The following is a 13,777-nucleotide window of genomic DNA, read 5'->3' on the forward strand; positions in this document are numbered from 1 at the left end:
TAGTATAGAGGGAATCTGATAATTGTCTCCGTCCAAATGGATGGAATTGACCCCAACCAAATGATATAGTGGAGCTGTAAGGAAGGAGGAAACGATGGATTGGAGACCTGATTTATCATCTGAAACTCCGTTATATCAACAAATTAAAGAGTTTATTATCCATAAAATATCGTTGGGTGAGTGGGCAGTGGGGACCAAAATTCCCTCGCAGCGGGCTCTGGCTGAGCATTTTGGCGTGAATCGAAGCACCGTTGTAACGGCAATCAGTGATTTGATTGCTGATGGATTATTGGAGGGCAACACCAAGGGCGGAACGAGGGTTATTAATAACTCGTGGAACCTGTTAACCGCTTCTCCTCCGCCAGACTGGAGCTCGTATGTACAAGCTGGAGCACACTATCCGAACCAGCCGGCTATCCAGCACATCAATCGCGCAGAATTTCAAGAAGGCATCATTCGGCTTGGAACCGGGGAGCTTTCACCTGATTTGCTGCCATCTGAGCGGATGAAGGAGATTTTCGCCGAAAGCTCGACGAATTCGTTCCTCTTGGGCTATGAAGAACCGAAGGGGAATCTTTATTTACGCAAGCAGCTAGCAGCTTACCTGCAAGGAATCGGCGTCAACACTTCGCCATCGAACATCCTGATTGTCTCCGGGGCTCTTCAAGCTTTGCAGCTCATTTCCATCGGGCTGCTGCCGCGTGGTTCTTCGATTCTCTTAGAAAAGCCGTCCTATTTGTATTCTGTCCATGTTTTTCAGTCAAACCGTATTAAGCTTGTAGGTTTACCAATGGATGAGGATGGCCTGCTTACGAACCAGATTGGACGTTACAAAAAGGGATATAATGCCTCGCTGCTCTATACGATACCAACTTTTCATAATCCAACAGGCACTTTGATGCCCGAAGGGAGGCGTCAGGCGCTCATGAACGCTTGCGCCGACGAAGGTCTCCCGATTATTGAGGATGACGCGTATAGAGAGCTTTGGTTTGATGAACCGCCTCCGTTACCACTTAAAGCGAGGGACCCACACGCGTTGGTCCTATATCTGGGGACGTTGTCCAAGACGCTAAGTCCAGGGCTTCGAATTGGTTGGGTGGTTGCTCCTGAGCCCGTCATCGAACGACTAGCGGATATCAAAATGCAGAATGACTATGGCTCGAGCTCTGTCTCCCAATGGGCTGCAGCGGAGTGGCTTGGAAGAGGCTTGTATCAGGAGCATCTTGTCACGATTAGAGCGCAGCTGAAGATGAGACGGGATAGTACAGTGCAGCTGCTCCATACTTATTTTACTGGGATTGCTAGTTGGACTGTACCAACGGGAGGTTTCTACATTTGGGTTCAGCTAGCTGTCGAGGTTCCCATGCAAATCCTATTTGAGCGAGCTTTAAAAGAGGGAGTTTTGTTAAATCCCGGTTCGATCTATAATCGACTTACAGGGAACTATTTGCGAATCTCGTACGCCTATGCCAAGCTGCATGAGCTTGAATGGGGTATGAAGCGAGTAGCGATTTTGATTCGAGATTTGGTTGGGTACAAAAGAGTGGAAAGGTGAGCGAGACATGTCCACGAATGACACGCGAATGAATAAGGAAGATGAGCAATCAGACCTGCCTAAGCTTTCAAACCCAGCACTTCGTGCACTCGCAGGTGCCGGAATTCACCGGCTTGAACAGCTCAGCAAGACAACTGAGAAAGAGATTATGAAGCTGCATGGCATGGGACCTAAGTCGCTGGACCCGCTTCGCCGTGCACTTGCCGAGAAGGGACTGACATATGCAGATGAATCTTGAGAGCAGTAATCCCAAGCGAACTGCCGCCGAAAAAGCAGTGGAGTATATACAAGATGGCATGACCGTAGGCTTAGGCACAGGCTCCACAGCTTATTGGGCTATCCAACAAATTGGAAAAAAAGTTCTTGACGGACTACAAATAAAGGCAGTAGCAACTTCCGTACAATCTGAGAATTTGGCCAAGGAGCTTGGAATCCCGTTGATTCCTTTTTCTGAAGTAGAGGAAATTGATGTGACGATTGATGGCGCTGACGAAGTGGATGGAGCGTGGAATCTGGTCAAAGGCGGCGGCGGTGCGCTGCTGCGTGAGAAAATCATTGCTTCTTCCAGCAAACAACTTATTATCGTTGTTGATGAAAGCAAGGTTGTCGACCAATTGGGGAAATTCCGCTTGCCAGTTGAAGTTGTGAAGTTCGGTTACGAGCTTACACGCAACAAGCTTAGCGCGCTTGGCTGCGAGCCAAAGATGAGAATGATGGATCAGCAGCCTTTTACGACGGACAATGGCAACTATATTCTGGATTGTGATTTTAAGCAGATTTCAAGGCCAAGTGAATGCCATGATGCCATCAATAACATTCCGGGTGTCGTCGATAATGGATTATTTATTAAGATGGCTGCCCGAGTCATCGTCGGTTATCAAGACGGATCTGTGAAAGAGCTGAGGCTTGTCTAATAACTAGGAATGGTGGGAGCGCAGGAGATGTTGTTGAACAAGGCAGTTTGTGTAACCGGGACGGACAGAGGGATTGGACTCGCAATAACTGAAGCTCTATTGCATCAGGGATATACCGTTTATGCTGGCGGCATTCGAGGCAATAACGAGGAGCTCAGCAAGCTCGCGGTACAATTTCCGAATCAGCTGCACGCTTTCCAATTGGATGTGGGATCTGACGAGAGTGTGAGGGAAGCAGCCCGTTATATCAAAAGTAAAACGAATCAGGTAGAGCTTTTGATTAACAATGCTGCCATTCTGGGCGATACGGTGAAAACGATCGAAGATGACCTCGATTTTGAAGAGATTCAGAAGGTGTACAATGTGACAGCTCTTGGCGCCATTCGGATGTCTAATCGCTTGATTGAACCGATCATGAATGGCGGGAAGCTGATTGTGAACATATCCTCCGAAGCGGGCAGTATTGCGAACAGCCATCGGGATGCGTGGTTCGGGTATTGCATGGCCAAATCGGCTTTGAATATGGGCTCTACCGTCATTCATAACCAAATTCGCAAAGAAGGCGGGCGTGTCCTGCTGATCCATCCAGGCTGGGTCAAGTCTTATATGAGCGGTGAATGGAATTCAGCGGGCACCTTTACATCGGAAGAAGCCGCGGCGAATATTTTGCTGCGAATTGAAGAGCACAAGGACAAGCCTATGGAGCTGCCGCTTTATATCGAAGTTGGCAGTGGAAAAGAGCTGCCCTGGTAAATGGGAGAGGAGAAGGACATATGCGCGAGATAAAAGTCATGTTGATTGGCGATAACACGGATGCTCCTTGGCATCCACTGGAGCCTGCTAGAGAGCAGCTTGCAGCCATTCTTGGCAACGAGTTTGCGATAATCGCTACGGAAGATTATCAAACCTTCGCGGAACTGGACCATGAAGTGTATCCTCTATGTATTTCCTACACGGACTGTTGGAATCGAGACCTGACGCAGCAGCAAACCGCAGGTCTTCTGCGATATGTCGCAGGGGGAGGCAGCTTGCTAGTCATCCATAACGGTATTTCTCTCCAGAGCAGCTACGAGCTTCTGCAGATGATCGGCGCCAAGTTTACAGGTCATCCTCCTTATCAGCCTTTAGCTTATTATGGTTCAGCCGAAAATCATCCTTTGTTAGAAGGTGTCGAGAACTTCAACTTGGAAGAAGAGCCGTACTTGTTCGAATTTGATCCTTTTACAAAGAAAACGGTTTTTATGGAGTTTGAATTTGAAGGGAAACGGTACCCCGCGGCATGGGAGCACGATTATGGTCTAGGGAAGGTCGTGTATGTGCAGCCCGGGCATCATGCCCCTTCTTTTCAGCCGGAATCGTACCGACGTCTCGTGCTAAACAGCGCGCGTTGGTTGACCAGGCAGGCGTAGATTTCCATATACTCCCTAGCGGGGAAGTGTGCTACAATTGGCCAAAAGAGTCGCTAAAGGAGTGAGAATGTTGGAACATTATTTGTTCAAGCAGCTGGCATTCGTTAGAGATCAAGTTTTACAAGCAGTCGAAGGGATTTCGGAAGAGACAGCAGATCAGATTCCGGATGGATTCCGCAATTCAATCCGTTGGCAGTTGGGGCACATTTATGTCGTGATGGAAAGGTATGCTTTTCAATACATGGAGCTTCCTCTTCATCTACCGCAGGGGTTCAAGGAGCAATTTGAGTATAAGACTTCCCCTTTAACTACGCCGTCAGACATTGTCGTTCCTACTCTCTCGGAGCTGAAAATGCTGCTAAGAAGGCAGGTAGAGAGAATTCACAGTAAATTGGGTAACCGACTGCACGACAACGTGACGCCTTATACAACTTCCGCAGGGATGAAACTCGAATCCTTGGAGCAGTTCCTCAGCTTTAATTTATATCATGAAGGCATGCACTTTAGTGTTATTAAAATATACAAGGTATTATTATTCAAATAAATTATCCAATCGATTATCCAACTAAAAGACAGGTTGACGAATGGAGGAGATCCTCAAATGATGAGGTTTATCAAGTTTGCAAGACCTCCCTGCTAAGACGTAACCTTTCGTTGTTCACGAGCACCCCCGATCCGATTGCGTCCATATACCCAATCAGATTTCGGAGAGGAGCTCCATATGAACCACACAATGAATATACGAATCCTATTTGCGCTTCGCTTTTTTTCCAGTCTCATCCCAGCTTACGTCATCGAGAGATTGTACTGGGAGGAGCGGGGCATGACGATTCAAATGGTCGTGTATACGGAAATTATATTTGCACTGACCATCGTACTGCTAGAAGTTCCAACAGGTGTAATCGCGGACAAATGGGGCAGGAAAAAAATGCTCGTACTGAGTGCTCTGCTGGGCTGCTGCGAGTTCCTGATTCTGATCGTTGCGACCGAGTTCTGGCATTTTGCGCTCGTCGTTTTCTTGGCCGGTATTTCTCGTTCGGCAAGCAGCGGCTCTGAGAACGCCTTGTTGTATGATACGTTAATGCAGCAGGGCAAGGCGTCCCAGTTCGAAAAACTGCTTGGACGATTGAACGCCTGTGATTTGCTCTCAGCTATCCTTGCGGCACTCTGCGGGAGCTTGCTCGCTGGCAAATTCGGTCTTGAACTGAATTACTGGCTATCGCTCGTCAGTTCATGTATTGCCTTAATGTTAGCATGCCTGTTGATTGAGCCGCCGATGGGTGGAGACGGCAAGGAGAATACGGAGGCAGCCATTCCATTTAAAACGTATGTTACGGCATCGTTGCGTTTTTTTAGGAAGAATCCCAATGTCTCTCTTGTTATGATTTCCGGCATGGTCACAGGCGCTTCGATGAGCTACATTGAGGAATTTTGGCAGTTGTACGCTAGCCGAATAGGGACGCCTGTATATTTTTTCGGGATGCTGTCATCGGTTATCATGGTGTTGCAGCTGCCTGGCAATCTGCTGGCCTATTCGCTTTTGCGGCAATTCAGCTACAGGAGGCTGATCGTCCTTATTGTGGCGATCATCACGAGCGGCTTCCTCTGCGTTTCTATCAGCCATGATTTCATCGGACTGGCAGCCATGCTGAGCATTTGCCTATTCTCTGGCGTCATGCAGCCGCTTGCCTCCGGTTATCTGCATCACCGCATAGATTCGAACATGAGGGCAACGATCGATTCCTTCCAGTCGTTGGGGGAGAATGTGCTGAGCACGTTCGCTGGTCTTGGCTTCGGCTATTTCGCTGCCCGGAATGACGTGTTTGGCGGTTATGGGTTTATTGCTCTACTTTGTTTTGCTTCTTTTGTTTGGTTTGTTTGTGCATCGCACAATACGAAACAAATATAAAGACGGAAAAACGGAAGTCCTTGGGACTTCTTTTTTTTGTTTATTTTTATTTTGAGGAGGATGAGCATTGACGGGACAGGGTTAGCGCGGTAAAGTAAAAGTAATCGGTTATCCAATATATGGGGAGAGGGTGTAGCGCATGACCACTAGCGGGAAGTTCGCATGGACATGGACGATTCGGGAGGAAGATCTGGAGGAATACGTCCGAATGCATTTGGCGCCTTGGCCAGAAATCATGGATGAACACAGTAAAGCAGGGATCAGGGATTACTCGATCTTCCAAAATGGCAATCAATTTTTCTATTGCTTTCTATGCGATGATTTGGAAGCCGCTTTTGCTTATTTGGCTGAGAGTGAAGCTTGCAATCGATGGAACGTAATTACGAGCAAAATGGTCGTGGGTTCCTTCGATTTCCGTGAAGCCGTGCCGATTCAACCGATGCGTGAAGTTTTCTATTTAAAATAGGACATAAATCACAAAAGAGGCTATTCCAGAAGTCATGAAAATGACGGAGGGATAGCCTTTTTTTGTGGTCGAATGACTCGGTTGGCTGAACTCGCCTGACCCTAAAAGGGGAACTCTATTCCCTTATTTCCTCTACGAAGATTTCGCTTGTTGAATGACGGCTTCGAGATAGGCTCTAAGAGTTTTAATAAAGGTTCGCATAGCGTATCCGACATACCTGTCACTGCGGTAAATCAGACAAATGTCCTGAGAAGGAGTAGGATGCCGCAGGTTCACAACCTTAATGTCTTTGTTTGGAAGGGTATCCAGCAGCAATCGTGGCAGAACACATGCGCCAACTCCGCTCTGCACCATCTGTAGGAGGGAGGATAACGTTGTTGTCACCATATGCGGCTGCAGAGTAAACCCTTTATCCATGCAGAAGCGATCGATCAGCTTACGACATTGATGGTCGGGAGGAAACATGACCATTTTTAACTCATTTAGCCTGCTTAGTGGGATGAAATTCTCAGTTGCAAGGGGATCATTCACACCGACGGCCAGTGAAAATTCTTCGTGAAATAGAGGAATAGCGGTGAGGCGTTCATCGCTAACAGGTCCGATCGTGACGCCAACATCGATGCTTCGGTCCAGAACTTGCTCGGTGACTCTCGTGGTTTCCAATAGAGAGAGCGAAATGGTGGGATAGGTCTGATGGAAATTCAGCAGCAAGGCATTAAACATGAGATCCGCATCGCCGGGCAAGACACCGATGGATAGCGATCCTCCTTGCATCTGCTTCAAGTCAGCAATGGCGTCGCTCGCCTGCTGCAGATGCCCGAACACGGCCGCCCCGTGTTCTTGCAGAATGGCTCCTGCTTCCGTTAGGACGATAGTTTTGCCCACTCGATCGAAAAGGAGAACGCCTAACTCTTCCTCCAATCTCCTAATCTGTTGGCTGATGTTGGGAGCGCTGACGCCCATCTTATCTGCGGCTCTCGTGAAGTGAAGCTCTTCACAAATCGCCATAAAATACTGTAGCTGCTTTAACTCCATAGCTCACACTCACTTTCAAAAGCATCGCTGAAGGGCTGAAGGTATTTTCAATCCTTATTGTTGCTTCATCTTGTTTCTCTGTCAATGCATGATCGTTAACTTATACTTAACGTTCCGGTAATTCGCACGGCATTGATGGAACATCCCATCAAACCTATACTAAAAACAGATCAAACGCTTCTCAATTCGAAGGAGGTTAAACATATGTCAGCAACAATTATCGGTACGGCAAAAACAGTACGTCAAGTGGCCCTGCACAAGGTGCAGGGCATCTCAGAAGAACTATTCGATATTCAAGCAGATTCCTATAACAATACGATTCGCTGGAACGTTGGGCACATGATTTATTGGATGGACGCATACATGAAGATTGGTTTCTCAAAGGATTCGATGATTCCCGAAAGCTATACCTCGTTCTTCAATTCCGGAACATCGCCGGCAAGCTGGGACCAAGTGCCACCTTCGAAAGAAGAACTCACCCAGCAGCTATCTGCTCAACTTAACCAAATAAGCGAGTTATCTCCTGAGAGTCTGGAAGTTCGGTTTGAAACGCCACTGCAATTTGGACCACTCACGTTTCATAAAGTGGGAGAGCTGCTTAACTTCGGAGTTGTCCACGAAGGAATGCATCTTGCAACCTGCGATTGCTTGCTTAAGGTGATTCAAAGTGATTCAAGGTAATTCAAAGTAAGCCTTAAAAGATGCACCAAATAAGCCGGGGTATGGATGAACCATGCTCCGGTTTTTTTATTGAAAAATGAGGTTGCACTTGTAAACGATGTCATGGATACTTATGGTATGAAATTGAGACTTCTCTCAACACCAAAACTATCTAAGAGGTGAACAGCTTGCCACACAAATATCCGCCCGTTAGCCCTAAGCTGCCTGTATTCATGCATGGCGCCGATTACAATCCCGATCAATGGCAGCATGATCCGCAGGTGCTTGAAGAAGATATTCGTTTAATGAAGCTTGCCAAATGTAATGTAATGGCTGTCGGCATTTTTGCCTGGTCCGCTCTTGAACCGGAAGAAGGGGTGTTTACCTTCGAATGGTTGGACCGTGTGCTGAATGCCTTTGCCAAGAACGGCATCTACGCCTGGTTGGCAACGCCGAGCGGAGCAAGACCGGCATGGATGGCGGAGAAATACCCGGAAGTACTGCGTGTTGGCGCTAATCGCGTGCGCAATCTCTTCGGTGCTCGCCATAATCATTGTTACACATCTCCCGTGTATCGTGACAAAATAGCGGTGATGAATCATAAATTAGCTGAACGATACTCCCAGCATCCAGCCGTTGTCGGTTGGCATATCTCCAATGAATATAGCGATGATTGCCATTGCAATTATTGTCAAGACGCATTTCGTGAGTGGCTGCAAAGCAAGTATGGAACACTTGATGCGCTGAACCAGGCATGGTGGACAAGCTTCTGGAGTCATACGTATACAAGCTGGTCACAAATCGAATCTCCGGCACCGCACGGCGAGAAGCTTGTGCATGGCATGAATCTGGATTGGAAGCGCTTCGTGACAGATCAGACCGTTGACTTCTGCCGTCATGAGATTGCTCCACTGAAAGCCATCAACGCAGAACTTCCTGTGACAGCCAATCTCATGGACGCTTATGAAGGATTGAACTACTGGAAATTCACTGATGTGCTGGATGTAATCTCGTGGGATGCTTATCCAACTTGGCATCATGCGAAGGATCAAAGCAGCTTGGCAGCCTGGTTCTCGCTCAATCATGACATGTTCCGCTCTTTGCGCGGCGGACAGCCATTTCTGCTGATGGAAAGCACGCCGAGCCTAACGAATTGGCAGCCCGTTTCCAAGCTTAAGAGGCCGGGCATGCATCTGCTATCCTCTTTGCAGGCTGTCGCTCATGGTTCAGACTCTGTTCAATATTTCCAGTGGCGCAAAAGCAGAGGAGCCAGCGAGAAGCTTCATGGCGCTGTTGTCGATCATGTCGGGCATGAGAACACGCGCGTATTTCGCGATGTTGCGGAGCTTGGTGGTCATCTTGAGCAGCTGACTGAAGTTATAGGTACAACAGTTCCTGCGGAAACAGCTATCATTTTCGATTGGGAGAACCGTTGGGCAATTAAAGACTCGCAAGGTCCACGCAACATTGGAATCAACTACGAGCAGACAGTTCTTAGTCATTATCAAGCTTTCTGGGATCAGGGAGTTCCCGTTGATGTCATTGATATGACAGGTGATTTTAGCAAATACAAGCTCGTCGTCGCTCCAATGCTTTATATGGTTCGTCCTGGGGTAGGGGAGCGGATTGAGCAGTTCGTTGCTGACGGAGGCACTTTCGTAGCTACCTACTGGTCAGGCATCGTGGATGAGAATGATTTGTGCTTCCTTGGCGGATTCCCAGGGCCGCTTCGTCAAACGCTCGGCATTTGGTCGGAAGAAATCGACGGGCTTTACGATCATGATGAGAATCAAATCATCTACACCGAGGGTAACTCGCTTGAACTCTCAGGGACTTTTAAGGTGCATGAGCTTTGCGAGCTAATCCATTTGGAAGGGGCTCAGGCTCTTGCTGTCTATGGGGACGATTTCTATGCGGGAAGACCAGCCCTGACGGTTAATCGATTTGGTCAAGGCAAAGCTTACTATATCGCAGCTAGAGCGGAGCAATCGTTCCAGAGCAGCTTCTATAAGCAGATTATAAAAGAGGCAAATATCAAACCAGTTCTACAAACGGAACTGCCTCACGAGGTTACAGCGCAAATTCGAACAGATGGCGTGAATGAATTCGTCTTCCTGATGAATTTCAGCGACCAAGATCAGACAATTATGCTGGGTGAACATGCCTATTCAGATATGTTTTCTTCTGATGACACGGCTGGTTCTGGCAACGTCAGCACAAGCTTAGAGCTTCAGCCATACGGCGTGCGAGTTCTGAAACGAAGCAGATCGTAGACCGATAAGTGGGATGTTGGGAATTAATTCCAACATCCTTTTTTTATGCAGTTAAAGGGAATGACGCCCTCAACCGCGAAGAATCAGTGCTACAAGACTTTACACAGGAAGAAAAGTGGTGACCTTACATGAAGACGGGCTTCCGCCTCTGGTTCGATGAAATCCGTAATATGCGGATTAAAGCGAAGCTGTTTCTGCTTATTACCATTACGATGGCTGTTAGCTCAAGCATTTCACTCGTAGGCTTACAGATCGGCTTTTCGATGTATGATCAGCAAATTTACGAGAAATCGTCGCAAGTTCTTAATCTTTCCTCCACGCTGATTGAGAATGAACTCAATAAAGTGGAGCGGTTGACTTTTAGCATCATGTCGGATGAGCAAATTCAGCAGCATTTGAGTGTAATGAATTCGGATGAATCGGACTATATCCGCATCCAGTCCCGTGCTAAGCTCGTAGACAGGCTAGTCCAGTATATCAACTCTGAGACGTATATCTCAGCCGCGGATATTACCGATGTGATGGGAAATAGCTACTCCAGCGGAAATTTGACAACGCTTTCTCCTGAGCGGAAAACCTTGATCCAAGAAACGTCCGATCGTGGAGCGGGCAGCTTGGGTTGGGTAAATCCGGATGCACAGGATTACAGTCTCATTGCGACGAGGCAAATCCGATCCTCCGACAATTTGGAGCTGAAGAAGCTCGGCAGCCTGGTGCTGCATGTCAATTTGGACAAGATGGTGAATCAATATGCCCGAGAAGCTGTGACGCGGGACGGCGAGCTCATTATTGTTTCCAAGGGGGGCTTAGTATACCCGAGGTCTGTGAGTATGAAGTCATTGATTAGCGAAGGCAGTCCAGTAGGATCTTCCATGAGGGGATTTCGCATTATCGAACAGGATGGCGAGAAATATTTCGTGTCGCATATTCATTCCGATTATTTGGGGTGGACGTACTACAACACGCTGCCGTTCCAAACGATCTTTTATAACCTCACATTGATGAAAAATTGGATGATCGCCGCATTCCTTATTTCTTTTTTTCTGCTTGTCGGATTCGGTATGGCGGTTGCGCGAAGTGTTACTCGTCCCATCGAAGGCTTAATAAGCAATATGCGAGGGCTGCAAATTAGCGATCTGGAAAATTCGGAGCTTCCGCCGATTGCACCGATTTCTCAGCAGATGGATGAAGTTGGATTGCTTCAGCGGACGTACCGCATGATGATTGTGCGGATTCAGGAATTGATCAAAGAGAATTACACGAAGCAGATCATCATCAAAGAGACCGAGTTCCGCTCCTTACAGGCGCAAATCAACCCGCATTTTCTGTACAACACGTTGGAATCGATCAACTGGATTTCTAAGATGAATGGGCAGAAACAAGTTTCGCAAATGGTGGAATCGCTCGGTTACCTGCTTCGTTCGTCGATCAGTTTAAAGCAGGATATGATCTCGATTGAAGACGAACTGAAGCTTGTGCAGCATTATATTACGATCCAAAAGGTTCGCTTTGAGGAGCGGCTTGATTTCCGCTTGGAAGTTCCTGAGGCTTTGCGAGGTCATTGCATTCCAAAATTGACGCTGCAGCCCCTGTTAGAAAATGCGATTAAGTATGCTGTCGAGGTCATGCTGGAACCCTGCATCATCCACATTACGGGGCGTGAGGAAGGCGATGCTGTCTTGCTGATTGTTGAAGATAATGGTCCCGGTATCGATGAGGCTTACTTAGAACAAATCCTGACGGGCGAACGTCAATCCAGAGGCACAGGCATTGGCCTGAAAAATATTGACGAGCGAATTAAGCTTTCGTTTGGCGAAGAATTCGGTATTCAAGTAGAAAATCGCACGGATGGCGGCGCACGGATTACCATTCGAATTCCGATTACGAAAAGAGGGTAACGACCTATGTACAAGGTGTTATTGGTTGATGATGAACGGATGATTCTAGAAGGGATTTCTTCCATTGTGGATTGGAAATCTGTCGATACCGAGCTAATCGGAACCGCCCGCAACGGGATTGAAGCCTACGCCTTTGTCTGCGAGCATCAGCCGGATATTGTCATCAGCGATATTCGGATGCCCGGCATGGACGGCTTGCAGCTAGTGGCGAAAGTCAAAGAAACCCATCCCCATACACGCTTTATTATGCTTTCGGGCTTTGATGAATTTGAATATGCGCAAATTGCGATGCAGCATGGCGTTAAGCACTACTTGTTGAAGCCTTGCAACGAGAACAGTATTTTGAAAGCGCTCAGTGAAATCGCTTCCGAGTACAAACAGGAAGAGAGCAAGGAAGGCTTCATCCAGTCGATGAAAGCAAATTTACAGAAGGTCCTGCCTCATGTCAAAGAGCAATTCTTGAAGGAATTCGTAACGAATAAATCGTATGGCAGCCGAGACTGGGAGTATTATCAGGATTTATTCGGACTGCATGTCAGCGGAAGGAAAGTTCGATTGTTGTTATTTCGGTTGGAAGACAAGTTCGAATATGAGCATTTATTTGCCGTGAAAAATATTGCCGAAGATATTCTCGATGAGCCGCTCCTCAGCTCTACCATTGCCGAGCAAATTTTGGTGATGATAGAGGATCAGGACGATATGAAGCGACTGCAGGAGCAAATTGAAGAAATTCGACGTATTTTTATGCTGTATTACAAAATCGATACAACCGCCGCTTTAAGCGAGGCTGGGGAAATCGGGGAAGCAAGAAAGCTCTATTTGCAAGCGATTGATTGCTTGAGCCATCGTTTTTACCTCGGCGAAGGTGGGCTTATCACGATGCGCGACATTTTGGGTTCTGCGCAGCCGAGTAAAGCCCAGTTTGTCTTCGATGAAGATCGCATTATATTTCCGATCCGCGCAGGAAACTGGGGAGAAGCTGAAGCTAGTATTGAAGCGTTTCAAGAACTTCTTGTGAACTCCCGATTAGACATTCAGACGACAAAATCGTATGTCATTCAAAGCTTTATTTCCATGACAAGATTATGTGCAGAACCGCAAATGCACCAATATATGGGGCTGATTGGCCATATCTCACAGCTGGAAACACTGCAGGCGAGCATCCAGCTGTTGAAGCAAACCGCATCCGAAATTACCCACGCCATTTTTGAACAGAACAGAAATAAACACTCCCAAGTCATTCAGAAAGTGATCGACATTGTGAATGCGGAGCTATCGAACGCCGAGCTGTCACTCAATTGGGTGGCCCACAAAATGCTGTACATGAACCCGGATTATTTGGGGAAATTGTTCAAAAAAGAGACTGGCGAGCGCTTCTCTAATTACGTCGTCACGGTGAGAATCCGAAAAGCCATGGAGCTTATCAAATTGAATGATGATGTCAAAATGTTCGAGCTAGCCGAGCAATTAGGCTTCGGTGATAATCCGCAGTACTTTTCGCAGGTGTTCAAAAAGATTGCCGGCTGCGCTCCTTCTGAGTATAAGAAGCTGGCGCTGTAAACACGTATTCACTGTTTTTTGAACATTTAACGCGGTAAATTAGATTCAACTTTTGCTCCTGCGAGCCCATAATAAGACATGTGGAGTGCAGGGTACAC

The 13,777-nt window shown here is 47.3% G+C and carries 13 protein-coding genes; 12 read left to right on the plus strand and 1 reads right to left on the minus strand.

The genetic code is table 11. The features are described from left to right. Positions 1-94: 94 nt before the first annotated feature. The 8 genes from AC58UW_RS20420 (at position 95) to AC58UW_RS20455 (ending at position 6,253) form a co-directional block, all read left to right on the plus strand. Positions 95-1,555 carry an aminotransferase-like domain-containing protein gene (locus AC58UW_RS20420; RefSeq protein WP_497422448.1) on the plus strand — a complete coding sequence of 487 codons (1,461 nt, stop codon included), beginning with the start codon at positions 95-97 and terminating at the stop codon, positions 1,553-1,555. 7 nt (positions 1,556-1,562) lie between these two features. Continuing rightward, a complete protein-coding gene (locus tag AC58UW_RS20425) occupies positions 1,563-1,793 on the plus strand; it encodes a DNA-directed RNA polymerase subunit alpha C-terminal domain-containing protein (RefSeq protein WP_497422449.1) in 231 nt (76 codons plus the stop codon). Then, on the plus strand, positions 1,777-2,469 hold the full coding sequence (gene rpiA, locus AC58UW_RS20430) for a ribose-5-phosphate isomerase RpiA (protein WP_497422450.1): 693 nt from the start codon (positions 1,777-1,779) through the stop codon (positions 2,467-2,469). Before AC58UW_RS20425 ends, rpiA begins: the two co-directional genes overlap by 17 nt. Before the next feature lie 27 nt (positions 2,470-2,496). After that, positions 2,497-3,222, plus strand: coding sequence for an SDR family NAD(P)-dependent oxidoreductase (locus AC58UW_RS20435; protein WP_497422451.1), 726 nt, complete (start codon positions 2,497-2,499; stop codon positions 3,220-3,222). 20 nt (positions 3,223-3,242) lie between these two features. Continuing rightward, complete coding sequence (locus AC58UW_RS20440; RefSeq protein ID WP_497422452.1) at positions 3,243-3,878, plus strand: ThuA domain-containing protein; 636 nt, start codon at positions 3,243-3,245, stop codon at positions 3,876-3,878. 70 nt (positions 3,879-3,948) lie between these two features. Continuing rightward, complete coding sequence (locus tag AC58UW_RS20445; RefSeq protein ID WP_497422453.1) at positions 3,949-4,422, plus strand: DinB family protein; 474 nt, start codon at positions 3,949-3,951, stop codon at positions 4,420-4,422. Positions 4,423-4,611: 189 nt separating this feature from the next. Then, on the plus strand, positions 4,612-5,787 hold the full coding sequence (locus tag AC58UW_RS20450) for an MFS transporter (RefSeq protein ID WP_497422454.1): 1,176 nt from the start codon (positions 4,612-4,614) through the stop codon (positions 5,785-5,787). A 139-nt stretch (positions 5,788-5,926) separates the two neighbouring features. After that, entirely contained in the window at positions 5,927-6,253 is a 327-nt protein-coding gene (locus tag AC58UW_RS20455; protein ID WP_497422455.1) for an L-rhamnose mutarotase, read from the plus strand. A 132-nt stretch (positions 6,254-6,385) separates the two neighbouring features. On the opposite strand, the gene AC58UW_RS20460 is transcribed toward AC58UW_RS20455, so the two are convergent. After that, complete coding sequence (locus AC58UW_RS20460; protein WP_497422456.1) at positions 6,386-7,288, minus strand: LysR family transcriptional regulator; 903 nt, start codon at positions 7,286-7,288, stop codon at positions 6,386-6,388. A 204-nt stretch (positions 7,289-7,492) separates the two neighbouring features. On the opposite strand from AC58UW_RS20460, the gene AC58UW_RS20465 reads away from it, so the two are divergent. From AC58UW_RS20465 to AC58UW_RS20480, 4 genes are all read left to right on the plus strand, one after another. After that, positions 7,493-7,969: a DinB family protein gene (locus AC58UW_RS20465; RefSeq protein ID WP_497422457.1), complete on the plus strand. Its 477-nt coding sequence runs from the start codon at positions 7,493-7,495 to the stop codon at positions 7,967-7,969. Positions 7,970-8,181: 212 nt separating this feature from the next. Then, positions 8,182-10,221 (plus strand): beta-galactosidase, encoded by a 2,040-nt coding sequence (locus AC58UW_RS20470; protein WP_497422502.1) that lies wholly within the window; start codon positions 8,182-8,184, stop codon positions 10,219-10,221. A 128-nt stretch (positions 10,222-10,349) separates the two neighbouring features. Then, the gene (locus tag AC58UW_RS20475) at positions 10,350-12,119 is read left to right on the plus strand and encodes a sensor histidine kinase (RefSeq protein WP_497422458.1); all 1,770 of its coding nucleotides are present in this window, start codon (positions 10,350-10,352) and stop codon (positions 12,117-12,119) included. 6 nt (positions 12,120-12,125) lie between these two features. Further along, a complete protein-coding gene (locus tag AC58UW_RS20480; protein WP_497422459.1) occupies positions 12,126-13,679 on the plus strand; it encodes a response regulator in 1,554 nt (517 codons plus the stop codon). The last annotated feature ends 98 nt before the right edge of the window (positions 13,680-13,777 follow it).

The organism is Paenibacillus sp. J22R160 (genome assembly GCF_059692135.1).

Excerpts from the sequence above, each read along its gene's own strand:
- AC58UW_RS20420 (WP_497422448.1), top strand. The coding sequence starts at position 95 with ATGGATTGGAGACCTGATTTATCATCTGAAACTCCGTTATATCAACAA.
- AC58UW_RS20425 (WP_497422449.1), top strand. The coding sequence starts at position 1,563 with ATGTCCACGAATGACACGCGAATGAATAAGGAAGATGAGCAATCAGAC.
- rpiA (WP_497422450.1), top strand. The coding sequence starts at position 1,777 with ATGCAGATGAATCTTGAGAGCAGTAATCCCAAGCGAACTGCCGCCGAA.
- AC58UW_RS20435 (WP_497422451.1), top strand. The coding sequence starts at position 2,497 with ATGTTGTTGAACAAGGCAGTTTGTGTAACCGGGACGGACAGAGGGATT.
- AC58UW_RS20440 (WP_497422452.1), top strand. The coding sequence starts at position 3,243 with ATGCGCGAGATAAAAGTCATGTTGATTGGCGATAACACGGATGCTCCT.
- AC58UW_RS20450 (WP_497422454.1), top strand. The coding sequence starts at position 4,612 with ATGAATATACGAATCCTATTTGCGCTTCGCTTTTTTTCCAGTCTCATC.
- AC58UW_RS20455 (WP_497422455.1), top strand. The coding sequence starts at position 5,927 with ATGACCACTAGCGGGAAGTTCGCATGGACATGGACGATTCGGGAGGAA.
- AC58UW_RS20460 (WP_497422456.1), bottom strand. The coding sequence starts at position 7,288 with ATGGAGTTAAAGCAGCTACAGTATTTTATGGCGATTTGTGAAGAGCTT.
- AC58UW_RS20465 (WP_497422457.1), top strand. The coding sequence starts at position 7,493 with ATGTCAGCAACAATTATCGGTACGGCAAAAACAGTACGTCAAGTGGCC.
- AC58UW_RS20470 (WP_497422502.1), top strand. The coding sequence starts at position 8,182 with ATGCATGGCGCCGATTACAATCCCGATCAATGGCAGCATGATCCGCAG.
- AC58UW_RS20475 (WP_497422458.1), top strand. The coding sequence starts at position 10,350 with ATGAAGACGGGCTTCCGCCTCTGGTTCGATGAAATCCGTAATATGCGG.
- AC58UW_RS20480 (WP_497422459.1), top strand. The coding sequence starts at position 12,126 with ATGTACAAGGTGTTATTGGTTGATGATGAACGGATGATTCTAGAAGGG.